General features: G+C 73.3%; 18 protein-coding genes. 11 read left to right on the forward strand and 7 right to left on the reverse strand.

Features of this window, described 5'->3' with window-relative positions; all coding sequences use genetic code 11:
• Positions 1 to 74: 74 nt before the first annotated feature.
• Together EDD26_RS07415 and EDD26_RS07420 are read left to right on the forward strand one after the other, a co-directional pair.
• Positions 75 to 2528: a lamin tail domain-containing protein gene (locus EDD26_RS07415; RefSeq protein WP_170165569.1), complete on the forward strand. Its 2454-nt coding sequence runs from the start codon at positions 75 to 77 to the stop codon at positions 2526 to 2528.
• Positions 2529 to 2621: 93 nt separating this feature from the next.
• Complete coding sequence (locus tag EDD26_RS07420; RefSeq protein WP_123697122.1) at positions 2622 to 5000, forward strand: ATP-dependent helicase; 2379 nt, start codon at positions 2622 to 2624, stop codon at positions 4998 to 5000.
• 38 nt (positions 5001 to 5038) lie between these two features.
• Here the strand turns inward: EDD26_RS07420 and EDD26_RS14675 are convergent, their stop codons facing one another.
• The gene (locus tag EDD26_RS14675; protein ID WP_170165570.1) at positions 5039 to 5209 is read right to left on the reverse strand and encodes a hypothetical protein; all 171 of its coding nucleotides are present in this window, start codon (positions 5207 to 5209) and stop codon (positions 5039 to 5041) included.
• Between the two features lie 272 nt (positions 5210 to 5481).
• Between EDD26_RS14675 and EDD26_RS07425 the strand changes: the two genes are divergently transcribed.
• On the forward strand, positions 5482 to 7437 hold the full coding sequence (locus tag EDD26_RS07425) for an FAD/NAD(P)-binding protein (protein WP_123698495.1): 1956 nt from the start codon (positions 5482 to 5484) through the stop codon (positions 7435 to 7437).
• A 69-nt stretch (positions 7438 to 7506) separates the two neighbouring features.
• Here EDD26_RS07425 and EDD26_RS07430 read toward each other — a convergent pair whose 3' ends face one another.
• The 4 genes from EDD26_RS07430 to EDD26_RS07445 all read right to left on the reverse strand — a co-directional run bounded on the left by EDD26_RS07430 (position 7507) and on the right by EDD26_RS07445 (position 11268).
• Entirely contained in the window at positions 7507 to 7878 is a 372-nt protein-coding gene (locus EDD26_RS07430; protein ID WP_170165662.1) for a VOC family protein, read from the reverse strand.
• A 131-nt stretch (positions 7879 to 8009) separates the two neighbouring features.
• Positions 8010 to 9677: a tripartite tricarboxylate transporter permease gene (locus EDD26_RS07435; RefSeq protein ID WP_123697123.1), complete on the reverse strand. Its 1668-nt coding sequence runs from the start codon at positions 9675 to 9677 to the stop codon at positions 8010 to 8012.
• Positions 9677 to 10231 carry a tripartite tricarboxylate transporter TctB family protein gene (locus EDD26_RS07440; protein ID WP_123697124.1) on the reverse strand — a complete coding sequence of 185 codons (555 nt, stop codon included), beginning with the start codon at positions 10229 to 10231 and terminating at the stop codon, positions 9677 to 9679. Before EDD26_RS07440 ends, EDD26_RS07435 begins: the two co-directional genes overlap by 1 nt.
• The gene (locus EDD26_RS07445; RefSeq protein WP_123697125.1) at positions 10228 to 11268 is read right to left on the reverse strand and encodes a Bug family tripartite tricarboxylate transporter substrate binding protein; all 1041 of its coding nucleotides are present in this window, start codon (positions 11266 to 11268) and stop codon (positions 10228 to 10230) included. The genes EDD26_RS07440 and EDD26_RS07445 overlap by 4 nt, the downstream gene beginning before the upstream one ends.
• A gap of 163 nt (positions 11269 to 11431) precedes the next feature.
• On the opposite strand from EDD26_RS07445, the gene EDD26_RS07450 reads away from it, so the two are divergent.
• Genes EDD26_RS07450 through EDD26_RS07460 form a run of 3 tightly spaced genes read left to right on the forward strand, consistent with a single transcriptional unit; the run spans position 11432 to position 14310 of the window.
• Positions 11432 to 13027, forward strand: a complete 1596-nt coding sequence (locus tag EDD26_RS07450; protein WP_211333845.1) for an ATP-binding protein — start codon at positions 11432 to 11434, stop codon at positions 13025 to 13027.
• Positions 13024 to 13698: a response regulator transcription factor gene (locus EDD26_RS07455; protein WP_123697127.1), complete on the forward strand. Its 675-nt coding sequence runs from the start codon at positions 13024 to 13026 to the stop codon at positions 13696 to 13698. The genes EDD26_RS07450 and EDD26_RS07455 overlap by 4 nt, the downstream gene beginning before the upstream one ends.
• A 51-nt stretch (positions 13699 to 13749) precedes the next feature.
• Entirely contained in the window at positions 13750 to 14310 is a 561-nt protein-coding gene (locus EDD26_RS07460; protein ID WP_123697128.1) for a DM13 domain-containing protein, read from the forward strand.
• A gap of 15 nt (positions 14311 to 14325) precedes the next feature.
• On the opposite strand, the gene EDD26_RS07465 is transcribed toward EDD26_RS07460, so the two are convergent.
• Entirely contained in the window at positions 14326 to 15048 is a 723-nt protein-coding gene (locus tag EDD26_RS07465; RefSeq protein ID WP_123697129.1) for a VIT1/CCC1 transporter family protein, read from the reverse strand.
• A gap of 186 nt (positions 15049 to 15234) precedes the next feature.
• Here EDD26_RS07465 and sucC point away from each other — a divergent pair, with 186 nt between their 5' ends.
• The 3 genes from sucC to EDD26_RS14680 all read left to right on the forward strand — a co-directional run bounded on the left by sucC (position 15235) and on the right by EDD26_RS14680 (position 17613).
• Positions 15235 to 16401 (forward strand): ADP-forming succinate--CoA ligase subunit beta, encoded by a 1167-nt coding sequence (sucC, locus tag EDD26_RS07470; RefSeq protein ID WP_123697130.1) that lies wholly within the window; start codon positions 15235 to 15237, stop codon positions 16399 to 16401.
• 11 nt (positions 16402 to 16412) lie between these two features.
• On the forward strand, positions 16413 to 17312 hold the full coding sequence (gene sucD, locus EDD26_RS07475; protein WP_123697131.1) for a succinate--CoA ligase subunit alpha: 900 nt from the start codon (positions 16413 to 16415) through the stop codon (positions 17310 to 17312).
• Positions 17313 to 17445: 133 nt separating this feature from the next.
• The gene (locus EDD26_RS14680; RefSeq protein WP_170165571.1) at positions 17446 to 17613 is read left to right on the forward strand and encodes a hypothetical protein; all 168 of its coding nucleotides are present in this window, start codon (positions 17446 to 17448) and stop codon (positions 17611 to 17613) included.
• Here the strand turns inward: EDD26_RS14680 and EDD26_RS07480 are convergent.
• Positions 17610 to 18083 (reverse strand): nitroreductase family deazaflavin-dependent oxidoreductase, encoded by a 474-nt coding sequence (locus tag EDD26_RS07480; RefSeq protein WP_123697132.1) that lies wholly within the window; start codon positions 18081 to 18083, stop codon positions 17610 to 17612. The two genes, EDD26_RS14680 and EDD26_RS07480, sit on opposite strands and share 4 nt — an antisense overlap.
• A 98-nt stretch (positions 18084 to 18181) precedes the next feature.
• On the opposite strand from EDD26_RS07480, the gene EDD26_RS07485 reads away from it, so the two are divergent.
• A complete protein-coding gene (locus EDD26_RS07485) occupies positions 18182 to 18994 on the forward strand; it encodes an MBL fold metallo-hydrolase (protein ID WP_123697133.1) in 813 nt (270 codons plus the stop codon).
• A 144-nt stretch (positions 18995 to 19138) separates the two neighbouring features.
• Entirely contained in the window at positions 19139 to 19966 is an 828-nt protein-coding gene (locus EDD26_RS07490; RefSeq protein ID WP_123697134.1) for an endonuclease domain-containing protein, read from the forward strand.
• Positions 19967 to 19974 lie beyond the last annotated feature (8 nt).

The following is a 19974-nucleotide window of genomic DNA, read 5'->3' on the forward strand; positions in this document are numbered from 1 at the left end:
CGCGTTCCCCTGGCGGCACCTGCCGGATGCTTGCGAGGCGTTGGCTGGGAACCCCCACCGACGAAGGATCCCTCATGCGCCGACGCCGTTCCGCGCTGCTCGCCGCCGCCCTCCCGGCGGCGCTCGCGGCCACCCTCCTCACCGCCCCGGCCGCGCACGCGGCGGACGCCGACATCGTCATCAACGAGGTGCAGTCGAGCAGCGCGACGGGTGCGCCCGACTTCATCGAGCTGCTGAACGTCGGCACGACGCCCGTCGACATCTCCGAGTGGCTGCTCAAGGACAGCGACGACGCCCGCACGCTGCGCGTGCCCACCGGCACCGTGATCGGTCCTGGCGGCTTCGCGGTGCTCGAGACGGACGTCGCGGGCGGCTTCGGCCTCGGCGCCGACGACGCGGCGCGCGTCTACGCCGCCGACGGCGTCACGCTCGTCGACGAGGTCTCGTGGACGGACCACGCGTTCACCGAGGGCCGACTGCCCGACGGCACCGGTGACGTTGTCGACACCGATCCGACGCCCGGCGCGCCCAACGTCGGTCGCGTGCCGGTCGTCGTGGAGCCCGTCGAGTCGCCCGTCGTGGTGAACGAGGTGCAGAGCGACGACGCGGCGGGGGGTCCGGACTGGGTGGAGCTGCTGAACACCGGTGCTGCGCCCGTCGACGTGAGCGGCTGGATCCTGCGCGACGACGACGACCTGAGCGCGCTGCCCATCGCATCCGGCACGGTGCTGGCGCCGGGCGCCTTCCTGGTCGTCGAGACGCGCGACGCGGCCACCGATGCCGGCTTCGGGCTCGGGAAGGCCGACGAGATCCGCCTCTTCACCGCGGACGGCACTGGCCTGGTCGACGGCTACGCGTGGACCGAGCACGCCACCACCGAGGGGCGCCTGCCCGACGGCAGCGGGGACTTCGTCGACACCGCGCCGACGCCCGGTGCCGCGAACGCCGTCCGCGCGGTCACCTCGCCGGTCGTGCTCAACGAGGTCGAGTCGAACGGCGACGGCCGCGGCGACTGGATCGAGCTCGCGAACACCGACACGGTCCGCACCGTCGACGTCTCCGGCTGGACGATCCTCGACGGCGACCCGACGCACGAGCCGATCGTGCTCCCCGAGGGCACGACGATCGAGTCGGGCGGCTACCTCGGCGTCATCACCGACGGCGATGCCTACGGCTCGAGCTTCGGCCTCGGCGGCGAGGAGACCGTCACGGTCCGCGACGCGAGCGGCGCCGTCGTCGACGCCTACGCCTGGACGGCGCACGCGACCACGACCTACGGTCGCTGCCCCGACACGACGGGCGCCTTCTCGCTGACCGCTGCCGGCAGCTTCGAGCTCGTCAACGCCTGCGAGACCGCCGAGGAGCCCGAGGTCGAGACGGAGCCGTGGCCCTTCGCGGACGACGTCGTGCCCGCCGTCGCGCCGGGCACGTGGGGCGACGACATGTCGGGCCTCGACTACGCGGCCGACGGCACGCTGTTCGCCGTGAACAACGACAACGCCGAGATCTTCGAGCTCGAGCAGACCGGTGCGACGCAGTTCGCGATCGCGCAGTCGTGGGTGCCGGCCTACCCCGACGGCACGGGCACGCCCGACGCCGAGGGGCTCACGGTCGCCGGCGACGGGACGATCTTCCTCTCCACCGAGCGCGACAACGCCGCCAAGGGCGTCAGCCGGCCGTCGGTGCTCCGCGTCGAGCTCGGCGCCGACGGCGCCACCACGTCGACCCACGAGTGGAACCTCACGACCGCAGGCGCACTGCCCGAGCTGGGCGCGAACGTCGGCATCGAGGCGATCGAGTGGATCTCCGACGCCGACGCGACGCGGCTGGGCGTGCTCGACCGGTCGACGGGCAGCGCGCACGCGTTCGACCCGGCGGCCTACGGCGACCACTTCGACGGCGTCTTCGCCATCTCGGTCGAGCAGACCGGCCTGCTGTACCTCGTGGTGCTCCAGGCGTCGGGCGAGGTCACGGTGCTGCAGACCGCGTCGCCCGGTCCGGCGGTCGAGGTGACGATGGCGCTCGACTGGCGCGCCGGCGGCAACGCGCTGTGGGCGCTCTGCGACGACCTGTGCAACAGCGCGAGCTCCGAGCTCGCGTTCGTCGACGGCCAGCTCACCGCCCAGCGCGACGTCGCCGCCCCGACCACGATGCCCGCGGGCTACACGAACGAGGGCCTGGCGATCGACTGGTGCGAGGTCGACCCGACCGCCGTGCCGACGGTCGCGTGGATCTCCGACTCGGCGCACGAGGGCGTCTCGCTGCGCGTCGCCGCAGGCGGCGCCTGCGTGGTCGACGAGACGCCCGGGCCGGGCGACGGCGGCGGCGAGGTGCCCGGTGGCCCCGGCGAGGGCTCGGGCGGCGGCGATCCGGTGACGCCCGGAGCCGGCAGCGGCAGCGCCGACCCCGGCGCGAGCGGCGGCAGCCTGCCCCGCACTGGCGCCGAGGCGCCGATGGGAGCCCCGCTGGCGGCGGCGCTCCTGCTGCTCGCCGGCCTCGGACTGCTCGTCGCGCGGCGCAGGGCCTGACGCGGCGACGACGGCCCGGATGCGCGCCATCCGGGCCGTCGCCGCGGGACAGACCGGCGGGCCGCGTCACCGGTGGCTCGTAGAATCGATCTGATGAGCGACTTGTGGGGGCTGAACGACGAGGGCTTCGGAGATGTGCAGCGGCCGTCGCCGATCGGACCGCGCGGCGACACCATCCCGGAGGAGCTGCTCGAGGGGCTGAACCCGCCGCAGCGCGAGGCGGTCGTGCACCGCGGACCGGCGCTGCTCATCGTGGCCGGTGCCGGCTCGGGCAAGACGCGCGTGCTCACGCACCGCATCGCCGGCCTGCTCGCGACGCGCGAGGCGTGGCCGAGCCAGATCCTCGCGATCACCTTCACGAACAAGGCCGCCGCCGAGATGCGCGAGCGCGTCGACCGCCTCGTCGGCGAGGAGTCGCGGGGCATGTGGATCCGCACGTTCCACTCCGCGTGCGTGCGCATCCTGCGCCGCGAGGCCGAGGAGTTTGGCTTCAAGCAGTCGTTCACGATCTACGACTCGGGCGACGTGCGCGCGCTCATCAAGCGCCTCATCAAGGAGCGCGGCGCCGACATCCAGGGCCTCACGCCCGGCGGCGTCTCCTCGCGGATCTCGATGGCGAAGAACGAGCTGCACGACGTCGACTCGTGGGCGCGGACCGCCAACCTCGACAACCCGCTCGACGCCGCGTTCCTCGAGCTGTGGCGCGACTACGACCGCGAGCTGCGGCGGGCGAACGCGTTCGACTTCGACGACCTCATCTCGCAGACCGTGTTCCTGTTCCGCGCCTTCCCGCACGTGGCGGCGCAGTACCGCAAGCGCTTCCGGCACATCCTCGTCGACGAGTACCAGGACACGAACGCAGCGCAGTACGCGCTCATCCGCGAGCTCACCCAGCCCGTGTCCCGCACCGATCTGCCCGACCTGCGCGCCGACCTGCCGGGCGCCTCGCTCACCGTCGTCGGAGACTCCGACCAGTCGATCTACGCCTTCCGGGGCGCCGACATCCGCAACATCACCGACTTCGAGCGCGACTTCGCCGGCGCGCGCACGATCCTGCTCGAGCAGAACTACCGCTCGACGCAGAACATCCTCTCGGCCGCGAACGCCGTGATCGGCAACAACTTCGACCGCCGCGCCAAGCGGCTCTGGACCGACTCCGGCGACGGCGAGAAGATCGTCGGCTACACGGGCTACTCGGGCTACGACGAGGCGCAGTTCGTCGCCGACGAGATCGTCGAGCTCACCTCCGGCGGCATGTCGTACAGCGACATCGCCGTGTTCTACCGCACGAACGCGCAGACGCGAGCGCTCGAGGAGGTGCTGATTCGCACCGCGATCCCCTACAAGGTGATCGGCGGCACGAAGTTCTACGACCGCGCCGAGATCAAGGACGCGATGGCGTACCTCATCACGGTGGCGAACCCGGCCGATCCGCTCAGCCTGCGCCGCATCATGAACGTGCCGAAGCGCGGCATCGGGCCCGCGACCGAGGCTGCCCTGCAGGCGTTCGCCGACGAGCACGAGATCACGCTGCGGGATGCGATGCGGCGCGTCGACGAGATCGCGCTCGGCCCGAAGGTCGCCGCAGCCATCAAGGACCTCGCCGCGCTGCTCGACCACTGGTCGTCGCAGCCCGAGGCGGACCCCGGGGAGCTGCTGCGCGACCTGCTGAGCCGGTCGGGCTACACCGACCAGCTGCGGCGGTCGCTCGACCCGCAGGACGCGGCGCGGCTCGAGAACGTCGAGGAGCTCGTCGCGGTGACGCGGGAGTTCCGGCGCCAGAACCCGGGCGGCACCCTCATCGACTTCCTCACCGAGACGGCGCTCGTCGCCGCGGCCGACGAGCTCGACGACTCGGGCGGCCAGGTGTCGCTCATGACGCTGCACACCGCGAAGGGCCTCGAGTTCGAGGCGGTCTTCATCACCGGCGTCGAGGAGGACCTGCTGCCGCACCGCATCTCGGCGCAGGAGCCCGGCGGTCCGGCCGAGGAGCGGCGGCTCTTCTACGTCGGCATCACGCGGGCCCGGCAGCGGCTGCACATCTCGCTCGCGATGACGCGCGCGCAGTTCGGCGAGGTGTCGCCGGCGGTGCCGAGCCGGTTCCTCGAGGAGATCCCCGCGGAGCTCGTCGACTGGCGCACGCCGCCGTCGACCGTGCGGCCGTCGCCGCAGCGCGCCCTCGCCGGTCGCTGGCGGGACGAGCCGCGCGAGTCGTTCGTGACCGGCTTCCGCGAGCCCAAGGCGCTGCCCAAGGCCCCGCCCAAGCAGTTCGCGAACACCATCACCGAGGTGCGCGACAACTCGGGGCTCGAGCTCGCGCCGGGGGATCGGATCCGCCACAAGGACTTCGGCGAAGGCCGCGTGCAGGCCGTCACCGGCGCCGGCGCGAAGCGGATCGCGGAGGTGCTCTTCGGCTCGGCGGGCCGCAAGCGGCTGCTCATCAAGATCGCGCCGATCGAGAAGCTGGGCTGACCGAGCGCGGCCCGCGTCGGGCGGCCGCGCTCAGCGAGTCAGAGCGCCTGCGTCACCAGCAGCACCATCGCGACGAGCGTCACCGCTGCCGCGCCGACGATGAACGGGCGGAACCGGCGCGCCATCGTGCGCGGCGGGCGGTCGTCGTCGTAGCGCTCGAACCACGGGTCGAGCTCCGGCGGGACCTGCTCCTCGTCGTGCCTCTGCATGCCCCAAGCCTCCCATCCGCGGTCGCCCGCGTCGAGGGCCGGTGCTCCGCGAGCGAGTGACACACAACGTCACGCGATGTGGGCCAGAGGTGCTCCTTCTGCCACCCTGGATGCACACCTGCCCGCGCGCGACACCGAAGGAGGGTGCGGATGCCCACCACCCGACGGCTCCCCACCGCTGCCGCACGCGGGCACGACGGATCCAGGGGCGGGTGCGCGACCACGGGCACCCCGGCACGCGCCTCCACGCCGGCGAGCGGCGTGGTGCGCTGATGCGGCCGCATCGCTGGGACGCGGTCGTCGTCGGCGGCGGGCCCCGCGCGGTCGCGCTCGTCGAGCGCGTCACCGCCCACCGCCGCCGCTCGGGCGGTCGCGCTGTCTCGATCGTCATCGTCGACCGGGTCGAGGTCGGCGCGGGCGCGACCTGGCGCACCGACCAGACCGAGCACTTCCTCAACAACACGACGTCGTCGCAGACGACCATCCATCCCGACGCGTCGACCGGCCTCGAGGAGGTGCCGGAGGACGGCGAGACGCTCGTCGGGTGGGCGCGGCGCGTCGCGGCGGAGGGCGAGCGCACGGGCCGCCCGGCGTGGGTGGTGCGGGAGGCGCGACGCACCGACCCCGGCTCCTTCCCCTCCCGTCGACTGCAGGGCGCGTACTACGGCGAGCAGCTCGACCGCATCGAGGCGCGGGGCGGCGTCCTGCTCGGGCGCGTCGTCGGCACGGTCGTCGACGTGGTCGAGTCCCGGGACTCGGCCACCGTCGTGCTCGCCGACGGCGCGCGGCTCGTCACCGGCTCCGTGGTGCTCGCGCAGGGGATGGTGCAGTCACGGCCCGACGCCGAGGTGCGCGCGCTCGCGGCCGACGCCGAGCGGCTGGGGCTCGTCTACGTCGCACCGGGGATGCCCTCGGAGCGCGACTGGTCGGCGCTGCCGGCGGGGGAGGACGTCATCGTCCGCGGCCTCGGCGCGAACTTCTTCGACGTGGTCGCCGAGCTCACCGCGGGCCGTGGCGGCCGCTTCGCGCCGGTCCCCGGCGACCCGCACGGGCGGCTGCGCTACCTGCCGAGCGGCCTCGAGCCCCGGCTCCACGCCGGGTCGCATCGCGGGATCCCGTACCGCAGCAAGGGCGACCTGAGCGCGCCGCAGCTGCCGGTGCAGCCGCGCTTCGCGACGCCCGCGTGGTTCGCCGAGGTCGGCGCGCGGCCGGCCGGGTCGGTGGACTTCGCCGCGGAGGTCTGGCCGGTGCTCGCCCGCGATCTGGCGCTCGCGGGCGCCGCCGCGGCCGAGGCCCGCCACCCCGGCGCCGTCCACGGCGGCATCGCCGCGCTCGAGGCCGAGCTCGGGGCGCTCCCGCTGCCGGCGCGGGGTGCCGGCGCCGCGCGCGCCGCGACGCGCGCGGTCGACGCCCTGCTGGCCGCCCGCTTGGCGCCCGAGCACCTGCTGCAGCTCGAGCACCTGCGCCGGCCCACGCTCGGCGAGCCGGTCGACGCGCAGGCGTGGTCGAGCATGGTCGCCCGCCTCGTCGAGGACGAGCTCGACAGCATCGCGAACCCGGGGACGAGCCCTCGGCAGGCCGTCAACCGCGCGATGGCGGTGCTGCGCGGACCGGCGGCGGGGCTCGCGGCCGCCGGGGTCGTCGAGTGGGGCTCGCGCGTGCGCGACGTGCACGGCTGGTTCGACGCCGACGGGCTGTTCCTGGCGAGCGGTCCGCCGGCGGGGCGCACCCGGCAGGTGCTCGCGCTCATCGAGGCCGGGATCGTGCGGCTCATCGGGCCCGAGACCACCGTCGCGGTGGAGGACGGCGCGTTCGTCGCGCGCTCGCCGATCACCGGCGCGGTCGTCCGCGCCCGCGCGCTCGCCGAGACGCGGATGTCGAAGGGCGCGGTGCCTGAGACCGACGACCCGCTGCTCCGGGCGCTGCTCGACTCCGGTCGGGCGCGCGTGCACGAGCTCGAGGCGCGCGACGGCACGCGCGTGCCGAGCGCGAGCCTCGACGCCGTGCCGCCGTCGGCCGGGATGCACCTCGGCCTCGCGCTCGTCGACGGCGCGGGGGAGCCGTCGGCGCGCGTGCTCGTGCTCGGCATCCCGGCGCTCAGCACGCAGCCCGGCAGCGCGATCGGTGCGTCGCCGGGGGTGCCCTCGCCGCTGCTGCGCGGCGCGGACCTCGCGGCGCGGCGGGTGCTCGCGCTCGCCTCGGTGCACGAGCCGGCGCTGCACGGCTGACGCGGCGGCACCGGCAGCGCAGCGTCGGCCCGCCTGGGGGCCTGTCAGCGTCGGCCCGTCAGCGCTGGCTCACTCGCGCGCGGGCAGCTGCTGCAGCGTCCAGCGGTTGCCGTCGGGGTCGGCGAAGGTGACGAAGCGGCCCCAGTCCTGCTCGTCGACCTCGCTCGCGTCGACGCCGGCCTCGAGGAGCGCCGCGCGCGTCGCATCCGCGTCGTCGATGACCACCTGCACGTTGCGCATCGTGCCCGGCTCGTCCTCGGCGATGCCCTCGCCGAAGGCGATCGAGCACGCCGACCCCGGGGGCGTGATCTGCACGAAGCGCAGGCCTGGCCGCACCACCTGGTCGAAGTCGGCGTGCCAGCCCAGCTGCTCGGTGTAGAAGGCCTTCGCGCGGTCGGTGTCGCGCACCGGCACGAAGATCAGCTCGATGCGGTACTCCATCGCGGCCATGGTCGCTCCCATCCCGGCGGTCGCCGTCGACCGCTCGATGTGCGCGACGCTACGCCCGGCCGCCGACATGCAGAAGGGGGAGGCCGCAGCCTCCCCCCTCCCACGCATCCACCGCGTCGCGGCTAGTCGCCGCCGACGTCCGGGCCCTCCGGGTGGTTCGACGTCGAGCGCTGCCGCGGCAGCGCTTGCGTCGAGAGCCGTCCGCGGTCGAGCTCGGGGTGCGGCTGCTGCGACTCGATCTCCTCGTCGAGGGTCGCGATCGCGACCGTGTCGGCGGGCGGCAGCGATGCCTCGAAGCGCGCGCGGCGGCGCTTGAGCCACAGCGCGAGGGCGATGATGAGCGCCATCGCGACGTACGCGACGATCGCGAAGGGGCTCTGCACCAGGTAGGACGGGTCGCCCTGGCCGATCTGCATCGCCTTGCGCAGCTGCTCCTCCGCCATCGGGCCGAGGATCGCCCCGACGACGAGCGGTGCGATCGGGAAGCCGAGCCGGCGCATGAAGAAGCCGAGCACGCCCAGCACGAGCAGCACGCCGATGTCGAAGACGGTGAAGTTCGCCGCGTACGCGCCGAGGCCCGCGAACACGAGGATGCCCGCGTAGAGGTACGGCCGCGGGATCTGCAGCAGCTTCACCCACATGCCCACGAGCGGCAGGTTCAGCACGAGCAGCAGCGTGTTGCCGATGAAGAGGCTCGCGATGAGCGCCCACACGAGCGCCGACTGCGTCTCGAACAGCCGCGGACCGGGCTGGATGCCGTAGGTCTGGAAGGCGCTCAGCATGATCGCCGCGGTGGCGGTCGTCGGGATGCCGAGCGTCAGCAGCGGCACGAGCACGCCGGCGGCGGCCGCGTTGTTCGCCGCCTCCGGACCTGCGACGCCCTCGATCGCACCCTTGCCGAACTGCTTGCGGTACTCCGGCTTCGCGACGCTGCGCTCCGTCGCGTACGACAGGAAGGTCGCGACGTCGGCGCCGCCGGCGGGGATCGAGCCGATCGGGAAGCCGATCGCGGCGCCGCGCAGCCACGACTTCCACGAGCGCGCCCAGTCGGAGCGACGCATCCAGGTGCGCCAGCCTCGGGTGATCGGGATGATCGGGATGGTGCCGTGCCGCAGCCGCGAGCCGACGTACAGGGCCTCGCCGAGCGCGAAGAGGCCGACGGCCACGAGCACGACGTCGATGCCGTCGCCGAGCTGCGGGACGCCGAACGTGAAGCGGGACTGCCCCGTGAGCGTGTCGACGCCGATGAGCCCGATGAAGAGTCCCACGGCGAGCGACACCATGCCGCGCCAGGCGCTGTCGCCCAGCAGCGCGCCGACCGTGAGGAACGCGATCACCATGAGCGCGAAGTAGTCGGCCGGGCCGAGGCTCACGGCGAAGCGCGCGACGGTGGGCGCGAGGAGCGTCAGCAGCACGGTCGCGATGGTGCCGGCCACGAACGAGCCGATCGCCGCGGTCGCGAGCGCCGCAGCGCCGCGTCCCGCCCGCGCCATCTTGTTGCCCTCGAGGGCGGTGACGATCGACGCCGACTCGCCAGGGGTGTTCAGCAGGATCGACGTCGTCGACCCGCCGTACATGCCGCCGTAGTAGATGCCGGCGAACACGATGAAGGCCGCGGTGGGCTCGAGCGAGTACGTGATCGGCAGCAGCAGCGCGACCGTCATGGCCGGGCCGATGCCCGGCAGCACGCCCACGGCGGTGCCGAGCAGCACGCCGAGCAGCGCGTACAGCAGGTAGATCGGCTGCAGCGCGGTGGCGAATCCCTCCAGCAGCAGGGTCCAGGTGTCCATCAGATGCCGATCCAGGAGGTGAGGGTGCCGGTGGGCGGCAGCGAGAGGCCGAGCAGCGTGCCGAACACGAGCTGGGTGACGACGCCCATGGCGAGGCCGATGAGCACCGCGACCCACCAGCGCTTGGCGCCGAGCGCGAGCGACGCGCCGGCGAACAGGACGGTGACGCCGAGGGGCCACCCGAGGAACGGGATGGTGAGCATGAGGGAGAGGAAGCTGAGCGCCAGGATGCCGGTCGGGATCCAGGCGGTGCCGTGCTCGAGGTCGATGTCCTCGCCCGCCTCGGGGTGGCCGAAGCGACCGCGGAGCTGGCCAACGAGGACGGCGAGCGACGAGACGAGCAGCAGGGCGCCGACCCCGTAGGGCACGACGCGGGCGCCGAGCGTGTTCGTGGAGCCCGGGGGCTCGCGGATGGTCGTGGTCGAGATGAGCACGCCCACGGCGAGCAGCACGAGCAGCCCGACGAAGATCATCGCCTCGATGCGGGACGACCGCTCCGCGCGCGCCGCGGCCGACGCGCCCTGCTCGGGCGCGCCGGCCGAGGCGGTGCTCATTCGATCAGGCCGATCGTGCGCAGCGTCTCCTGGGTGCGGGTGATGTCCTCGGTGAGGAAGGCGTCGAACTCGTCGCCCGGCATGAACGCATCCGTCCAGCCGTTCGTCTCGAGCACCTCGGCCCAGGCGTCCTGGCCGTGGAGCTCGGTGACGAGGTCGATGAGCGCGGTGCGCTCCTCGTCCGAGATGCCGCCGGGGGCGATGACGCCGCGCCAGTTCGTCACGGTCACGTCGATGCCCTCGTCCTGGATGGTCGGGACGTCGGGCAGGGCCTCCGCGGGCTCCTCGCTCGACACAGCGAGCGCGCGCAGGTCGCCCGAGAGGACGGACTCCGAGAACTCGCCGACGCCGGAGATGCCGGCCTGGACGGTGCCGCCGAGCAGCATCGTGAGCGCCTCGCCGCCGCCGGAGTTGGCGACGTAGTTGAGCGTCGCCGGCACCTCGGCCGCCTCGACGCCCGCCTCGGTGAGGAGCAGGCCGGCGAGGATGTGGTCGATGCCGCCCGCGGAGCCGCCGGTGACGGCGACTCCCTGGCCCTCGGCGACGATCGCGTCGATGAGGTCCTCGAGCGACTGGTACTCCGAGTCGGCCGGGACGACGATCACGAGCGGCTCCTCGGTGAGCTTCGCGATGGGGGTCATGTCCTCGATGCGCGTCTCGGAGGCGTTCGTCTCGACGCCGCCGACCATGACGGAGCCCATGACCATGAGCGTGTTCGGGTCGGTCTCGGTCGCGAGGCTCGCGAGGCCGACCGTGCCGGCCGCGCCGCCGATGTTCTCGACCGGGGCGGAGCCGACGAGGCCCGTGTCGGTGAGCGTCTGGCCGAGGGCGCGGGCCGTCTGGTCCCAGCCGCCACCGGGGTCGGCGGGGGCGATGACGCTCACGTCGGTGATGGCCGCGGCCTCACCGTCGGCGCCCTGGGAGCCCGACGGCGTGCCGCCGGTCGAGCACCCTGCGAGGGCGACGACCGCAGCGCCGGCGATGCCGACGCGGACGAGGGTGGTGATGCGCGTGCTGCGCTGGGTGCTGTGGTGCATGGATCGCACGTCTCCTCCTTGAGCGCCCGGCACCGATGCCGAGTCGCGATCTGCTGTGACCGTAACGGGGGCGGAGGCGTGCGCCGGGGTTGTGGTCGAAAGGTGCGTTTCGGTCGTTCTGGTCAGAGGCTACGCCGCTCGGGCGCGGCCTACCATGGGCGACGTGAGACGGGCGATGAGGCTGCGCACCCAGCTGGTGCTGCTGCAGAGCGCCATCATGCTCGTCGTCATCCTCGGGTCCGGGATCGCGGCGGCCTGGCTGCAGGAGCGCTCGCTCCGGGACGCCTACCTCGACCGCATGATCGCGGTGGCCGAGTCGACCGCCGGGCTGCCGACGGTGGTCGACGCCTTCGACGAGCCCGACCCGTCGGCCATCATCCAGCCGATCGCCGAGACGATCCGCGAGGCCTCCGACGTCACCTACGTCGTCGTCACCGATGCCGACGGCATCCGCTTCTCGCACCCCAACCCTGACCTGATCGGCGAGCGCGTCTCGACCGACCCGACGGCGGCCGAGTCGGGCGAGGTCTACGTCGGCACGCAGACCGGCACGCTCGGCACGTCGTGGCGCGCGAAGGTGCCGGTGTTCGACGAGTCGGGTGCCGTGGTGGGCCAGGTGTCGGTGGGCATCCTCGAGGCGGAGCTGCAGCGGGACTGGCTCAGCACCGTCTGGATCCTCGCCCTCTGCCTGGGCATCGCCGCGATCGTCGGCGTCGTGCTCGCCTCCTGGGCGGCGTCGCTCGTGCGCCGACGCATCTACGGCGTCGAGCCCGACGAGATCAAGTCGATGCTCGAGACCCGCAACGCGACGCTGCACGGCATCGGCGACGGCCTCGTGGTGCTCGACGAGCGCGGCGGCATCGTGCTGTGCAACGACGCGGCGCTGCGGCTGCTGGGACGCGAGGGGGCCGACCTCGCGGGCACGCCCATCGCCGAGGTGCTCGACGCGCCGATCGATCCGCTGCTCGCCGACGCCGGCGAGCAGCAGCTCGTGCTCGCAGGGGAGCGGATGCTGGTCGCCCGCGTCGACCGCGTGGTGGTCGACGACCGCGCCGTCGGCACCGTGCTGATCCTCCGCGACCGCACCGAGCTCGACGCGGCGCTGCGCGACCTCGCCGGCGCGCAGGGGATGACCGAGACGCTGCGCGCGCAGCAGCACGAGTTCGCCAACACCCTGCACACGCTCGGCGGCCTGCTCGAGCTCGGCGAGGCGGAGGCGGCGATGGGCGTCATCGAGCGGGCGGGCGCGGGCGGCGCGCTCGCATCGCTCGAGCCCTCCTCCGGCATCCTCGAGCTCGAGGTGGCGGCGCTGCTGCTCGCGAAGCGGGCGCAGGCCAAGGAGCGCGGCGTCGAGCTGGCCGTGCTGCCCGGATCGACGCTCCGCCCCGCCGACTCCGTCGGCGTGGCGGGCGACTGGGTGACCGTGCTCGGCAACCTCGTCGACAACGCCATGGACGCGTCGGACGGGGGCCGCATCGAGGTCGCGATCGACGACGAGGGCGACGGCGGCGCCCGCGTCGTCACCATCACGGTCGACGACGACGGTCCGGGCGTGCCCGAGGCGCAGCGCGACGCGATCTTCGACATCGAGGTGTCGACGAAGTCGCACGTCGCGGGTCTCGCGCGCGGCTACGGACTGACGCTCGTGCGACGGGTCGCCGAGCGGCTCGGCGGCAGCGCGCACGTGGAGCCCTCGCCGCTCGGCGGTGCCCGCTTCGTCGCGCGCCTGCCGGTCGTGCCGAGCGGCGTGCGCGCATGAGGCCGCTGCGCGCGCTCATCGTCGAGGACGACAAGGCGGTCGCCCTCGTCACGCGCAGGTTCGTCGAGCGCCACGGCGCCTTCGTGGTCGCGGGCGAGGCCGCGACCGGGCGCGCCGCGCTCGAGGCGATCGAGGCGCTCCGCCCCGACCTCGTGCTGCTCGACGTGCACCTCCCGGACGCCTCGGGCATCGAGGTGCTGCGGGTCGCGCGCACGCGCGGCTTCGCCGGCGAGGTCGTGGCCGTGACCGCGGCGCGCGACCTCGAGACCGTGCGGGCGGCCCGCGCCTTCGGGGTGCGCCACTACCTCGTCAAGCCGTTCGGGCTCGAGGCGATGCGCGAGCGGCTCGAGGCGATCCGGGCCGAGCTCGAGCAGGCGGAGGCGCTCGGCGTGCAGGTGCTCGACCAGCGCGCGGTCGACGCCATGCTGCAGCCGGCGGATCGGCAGCGGCCGGCGCCGGCGGGGTCGCAGCTGACGCTCGACCGCGTGGCCGCCGTGCTCGAGACACTGGAGGAGTCGGCGAGCGCGGCCGAGATCGGCGAGCGCCTGGGGATGTCGCGGGTGAGCGCGCGCCGCTACCTCGAGCGGCTGGTGATCGAGGGCCGCGCCGAGGTGGCGCCGCGCTACGGCGGCACGGGCAGGCCGGAGCTGCGCTACAGCGCGCGGCGCTGACCATCGTCCTCGCTGGTATCCTTCGCCCAGCACGAACCGGGGATCGAGGCCATGGAGCGCACGCGCAGCCGACGGATCTGGTGGCTCGGCGCCGCGATCGCGGTCCTGCTCGTCGGGGCTGTCGCGGGAGCCGTCTTCCAGCCCTGGCGGCTGCTGTACGACGAGACGGTCATCGAGGCGGTGCCGACCGCGGGACCGGTGGCGGAGTCCGCTCCGGCAGCGCCCTCGGCGTCGCCGACGCTCGCGGCACCGACGGGGCCGGTGGAGCTCGCGGCGGGCGCCCTGGTCTCGCACGAGCACCCGACCACGGGCACGGCTCGCGTGCTGCAGCTCGAGGACGGCGCACGGGTGCTCGTCCTCGACGGCCTCGACACCGTGAACGGGCCCGACCTGCACGTGTGGCTCACCGACCAGCCCGTCATCGAGGGCACGGACGGGTGGTTCGTCTTCGACGACGGGGCATGGACCTCGCTCGGACCGCTGCGCGGCAACGTGGGCACCCAGCAGTACGCGATCCCCGATGGGGTCGACCTCGCGCAGGTGACGAGCGTCTCGATCTGGTGCGAGCGCTTCGCCGTCTCGTTCGGCGCGGCACCGCTCGACCTCGCGTGAGCCGAGGCCGGTGCCTCAGTGCACGGGCGAGCCCAGGAGGGTGCCGATCGACCAGGTCGCCGCGAGCGCGATGATGCCGCCGAGCAGCACGCGCAGCGTCCCGAGCCGCTTGCCGGAGCCGCCGATGCGCGCCGAGACGATGCCGGTGACCAGCAGCGCCACGATCGTCGCGACCACGATCGACCACGGCATCCACGCGGCAGGCGAGAGCAGTGCCGCGAGCAGCGGCACGAGCGAGCCGAGGGTGAAGGCGACGGCGGAGGAGGCGGCGGCCGCCCAGGGGTTGTTGAGGTCCTCCGGGTCGAGCTTGTACTCGACGTCGAGGTGCGCGCGCAGGGGATCGGACGCCGTCAGCTCGGCGGCGACGAGGTGCGCCGTCTCGGGTGAGAGGCCGCGGAGCTCGTACATGTGCGCGAGCTGGTCGATCTGCCCCTCGGGGTTCTCGTCGAGGTGGCGCAGCTCGCGACGGATCGCCGCCCGCTCGCTGTCGCGCTGCGACGACACCGAGACGTACTCGCCCACGGCCATCGAGAAGGCGCCCGCGACCAGGGCGGCGATGCCGGCGGTGAGGATGCCCGCGAGCGTCGTGCCCGCGCCTGCGACGCCGACCATGAGGGCCGACGTCGAGACGATGCCGTCGTTCGCCCCGAGCACGCCGGCACGCAGCCAGTTGAGCCTCGAGGCCATCGACTCGACCGGCGGCGGCAGGTCGGGGCGGCGCTGGAGCGCTGGATCCATGGGTGTCCTCCTGGCATCCATCGTCCGGGCTCCGCGGCGCCCCCGCAACGAAGGCCAGGCTCGTTCGAAAGCCGTACGAATGCCGAATCTTGACGCTTCGGGGAACCGAAAGCGAGCGGGGGCGCATGCGCGTCGGCGCTAGGCTTGCCCAGGCGAATCCCCCAACATCAACGGATTGGATGACGCGTGGATCTCTATGAGTACCAAGCAAGGGACCTGTTCGAGCAGCACGGGGTACCCGTGCTGCGAGGCATCACCGCCGACACCCCCGAGCAGGCCGAGGCAGCAGCCACGGAGCTCGGCGGCGGTGTCGTGGTCGTGAAGGCACAGGTCAAGACGGGCGGCCGCGGCAAGGCCGGCGGCGTGAAGCTGGCGAAGAGCCCGGCGGAGGCGAAGACGGCCGCGGAGGCCATCCTCGGCCTCGACATCAAGGGGCACACCGTGCACCGCGTGATGATCGCCGAGGGCGCAGCGATCAAGGAGGAGTACTACTTCTCCATCCTGCTCGACCGCTCGAACCGCTCCTACCTCGCCATGTGCTCGTACGAGGGCGGCATGGACATCGAGCAGCTCGCCGAGGAGCGCCCCGAGGCGCTCGCCAAGGTCGAGGTCGACCCGGCGGTCGGCATCGACGCGGCGAAGGCCGAGGAGATCGTCCGCGCCGCGAGCTTCCCCGAGGAGCTCGTCGCCAAGGTCGCGCCCGTGCTCGTGACGCTCTACGGCGTCTTCGACAAGGAGGACGCCACCCTCGTCGAGGTCAACCCGCTCGTGCTCACCGAGAGCGGCGACGTCATCGCGCTCGACGGCAAGATCACCCTCGACGAGAACGCCGACTTCCGCCAGGCCGGCCACGCGGAGCTCGAGGACAAGGCCGCCGCGAACCCGCTCGAGGCCAAGGCCAAGGAGTCGGACCTCAACTACGTGAAGCTCGACGGCCAGGTCGGCATCATCGGCAACGGCGCCGGGCTCGTCATGTCGACGCTCGACGTCGTCGCCTACGCCGGTGAGGCGTTCGGCGGCGTGAAGCCCGCCAACTTCCTCGACATCGGCGGCGGCGCATCCGCCGAGGTCATGGCAGCAGGCCTCGACGTCATCCTGGGCGACTCCGACGTGAAGAGCGTCTTCGTGAACGTCTTCGGCGGCATCACCGCCTGCGACGAGGTCGCGAACGGCATCGTCAAGGCGCTCGAGATCCTCGGCGACGAGGCCTCGAAGCCGCTCGTCGTGCGACTCGACGGCAACAGCGTCGAGGAGGGCCGACGCATCCTCGCCGACGCCGACCACCCGCTGGTGACCGTCGTCGACACCATGGACGAGGCAGCGGCCAAGGCCGCCGAGCTGGCTGCGGCCTAGGAGAGCAGAAGATGTCGATCTATCTCAACAAGGACAGCAAGGTCATCGTCCAGGGCATCACCGGCGGCGAGGGCTCCAAGCACACCGCGCGCATGCTCGCCGCGGGCACGCAGGTCGTGGGCGGCGTGAACGCCCGCAAGGCCGGCACGACCGTCTCGCACACCGCCGCCGACGGCTCCGCCGTCGAGCTCCCCGTGTTCGGCACCGTCGCCGAGGCGATCGCCGAGACCGGCGCCGACGTCTCGATCGTCTTCGTGCCGCCGGCGTTCGCCAAGGACGCGGTCATCGAGGCCATCGACGCCGGCATCGGCCTGCTCGTGGTCATCACCGAGGGCATCCCGGTGCAGGACTCGGCAGAGTTCTGGGCGCACGCGAAGTCCGCGGGCACCACGCGCATCATCGGCCCGAACTGCCCCGGCATCATCACGCCGGGCGAGTCGCTCGTGGGCATCACGCCCGCGAACATCACCGGCAAGGGCCCGATCGGCCTGGTCTCGAAGTCGGGCACGCTGACGTACCAGATGATGTTCGAGCTGCGCGACCTCGGCTTCTCGACCGCCATCGGCATCGGCGGCGACCCGATCATCGGCACGACGCACATCGACGCGCTCGAGGCGTTCGAGGCCGACCCGGAGACGAAGGCGATCGTCATGATCGGCGAGATCGGCGGCGACGCCGAGGAGCGCGCTGCCGACTACATCAAGGCGCACGTGACGAAGCCGGTCGTCGGCTACGTCGCCGGCTTCACGGCGCCCGAGGGCAAGACGATGGGCCACGCCGGCGCGATCGTCTCCGGCTCGTCGGGCACGGCGCAGGCGAAGCAGGAGGCCCTCGAGGCCGCCGGCGTCAAGGTCGGCGAGACGCCGTCCGAGGCTGCCCGCCTCATGCGCGAGATCATCGAGTCGCTCTGAGCTGACCCGCTCTGCAGGGCCCCGGCTTCGGCCGGGGCCCTGTTCGCGTCCCCGGCCGGTGTGCGCTCCCTGCCCGCGCACGGGCCCGCGCACTAGGGTTGCCGCACCGATCGACACGACGGAGGGGGCGGCGATGAGCCACGACGAGGGACACGACAGCGAGGGCACGAAGAAGCCGGGAGGCCTCGGCGAGGACGGCACGATCCCGGCCGACCCGGACGGGCTGGGCGCGACGACGACCGACGAGGCGTCGACGTTCGAGCCCGAGGAGGACGAGGCCGCAGAGCCCGAGGCCGACTAGCCCGAGGCCGACGAGCGCGAGGCTGCGTCGGGCGCCGCTCCGCCGATGCGCTCGATGACGAAGACCGGATGCCGGGCGGCGATCGCGGCGAAGGCCGCGAGGTCGTCGTCCGGCCCGGCAGCGACGTATGGCCGCACGATCGGGGTGCGGCGCACGTACGCGCGCAGCACCGGTGCCGCGTCATCGGCGGCGAGCTCGATGGCGCGCACCTCGTGCGTCGTCCCGCGCTCGATCGTCGCGACGCCCGCGGCGCGCAGGTTCCGCACCCAGTCGACGACGCCGTAGGGCGCGACGAGGTGCACGCGACCGTCGAGCGCGAGCGGCGTGACCGGCGTGGTGCGGGGCTCGCCGCTCGAGCGGCCGGCCACGGTCAGCGCGACCGCGCCGCCAGGGCCGAAGCCCGCCCGGGCGAGCGCCACGATCGCGCGGTCGGCGAGCCTGCGGACGATCGAGCGGCGGAAGCGGGCCATGGCGGCAGCGTACGACCAGACCCGGCGCATCCGGGCGTTGCCCGGCGCATCCGGGCGTCGCCCTCGCGCTCGGCGCCGACGCGCGGCAGAGTGGGCGCATGACGATCCTGTGCGCGACGTGCGGCGTCGAGGCCGCCGAGCCGCTGCCCGAGACCTGCCCGATCTGCGCCGACGAGCGCCAGTGGGTGCCGATGCACGGCCAGATCTGGACGAGCACCGACGAGCACGCCGACGACGGCATGCACATCGACGTCGTCGAGCTCGAGCCGGGCGCGTGGGCGCTCACCTCCGACCCGGCCGTCGGCATCGGCCAGCGCTCGATCCTCGTGCAGACCACTGAGGGCAACCTGCTGTGGGATCCGCTCAGCACCATCACCGACGCGGCGGTCGAGCAGGTGCGCGAGCTCGGCGGTCTGGCGGTCGTCGCGGCGTCGCATCCGCACATGTTCGGCGTGCAGTGCGCGTGGGCAGATGCGCTCGACGCCCGCGTGCTCGTGAACCGGCACGACGCGTCGTGGGTGCAGCGCCAGCACGAGCGCATCGAGCTCTGGGACGACGAGGTCGACCTGCTGCCCGGCGTGCGGCTGCTGCGCCTCGGCGGGCACTTCCCGGGCGCCGCCGTCGTCGTGTGGGAGGCCGGGAGCGAGGGAGAGGGGTCGCTGCTCGCGGGCGACACGATGCAGCCGAAGCCCGACCGCGCGAGCGTCGGCTTCATGCGCTCGTACCCGAACAACATCCCGCTCTCGGCGGGCGTCGTGCGCCGGCTCGCGGACCGCGCGGCCGAGCTGCGGTTCCGCCGCGTCTACGGCAACATCCCCGGCCAGGTCGTCGAGGACGGCCCGACGGCGATCGCCCGCAGCGCCGAGCGGCACATCGGCTGGGTGACGGGCGCGTTCGACCACCTGACGTAGTCGACTCCGGAGAAATCGGCGCCGAGCGCGTGTTCGACCGGATAGCGCGGCCGAGGAGTCCCTGGGCGACAGATCCTCCGGGCGGTCCACAGGCGGCGCCGCCGCTCGACGGCGGGCCGCCGGACTGTGGCAGGTTGACCCGCCATGGACCCCCGAGTGTTCGAGCTCGGCATCCTCACTGCCGCGCAGCTCGGTGTGCTGGGCTGGAGCAAGTGGCAGATCGAGTGCGCGGTCCGGGACGGTGGCCTGCAGCGGGTGCGCCCGGGCTGGTTCGGCAAAGACCCGGTCCCGCAGGCGCTCGCGGCCGTGCGTAGCGGTGGCTGCATCTCGTGCTTCAGCGCGCTCCGGCTGCTCGGTGCGTGGGTGCCGGAGCGGAAGGGCTGGCACGTTCGCTCGGCGCGACACCGCGGACCCACCGGCTGCAGGCCGCACGGCCCGCAACCGCCGGTCTCGAGCGTCATCGACGACCTCGAGACCAGCTTCCGGTGCGTTCTGCGGTGCGGGAGCAAGGAGGACATCGTCGTCATCATCGACTCCCTGCTGCACGAGCGGCTCGCGACAAAGGACGAGCTGCAGGCGTGGACGAGGCTCGCGCCGCTGCGCATCCGTGCGCTCCTCGACCTCGCCGACGGGCGGTCGGAGGCCGGGACGGAGAGCATGGTGCGGCTGCGGACGCGCTCGCTCCGCATCGCCACGCGCATCCAGGTGCGGCTGCTGCAGGGCATGCGGGTGGACGTGCTGCTCGGGGAGCGACTGGTCATCGAGTGCGACAGCAGGGAGCACCACACCGACTCGCTGGCGTACGAGCGCGACCGGGCGCGGGATCGTCGGCTCGTTGCCGCGGGGTTCCTGGTGCTGCGCCTCAGCTACCGGCAGATCCACGACGAGTGGCCGGCGATCGAGCAGGAAATCCTGGCGATCGTGCGCCGGGGAGACCACCTGTGGCCGCGCCACCGGAGCAATCAGCGCTGACGGGGCCT

The organism is Agrococcus jenensis, from assembly GCF_003752465.1.
Taxonomy (GTDB): domain Bacteria; phylum Actinomycetota; class Actinomycetes; order Actinomycetales; family Microbacteriaceae; genus Agrococcus; species Agrococcus jenensis.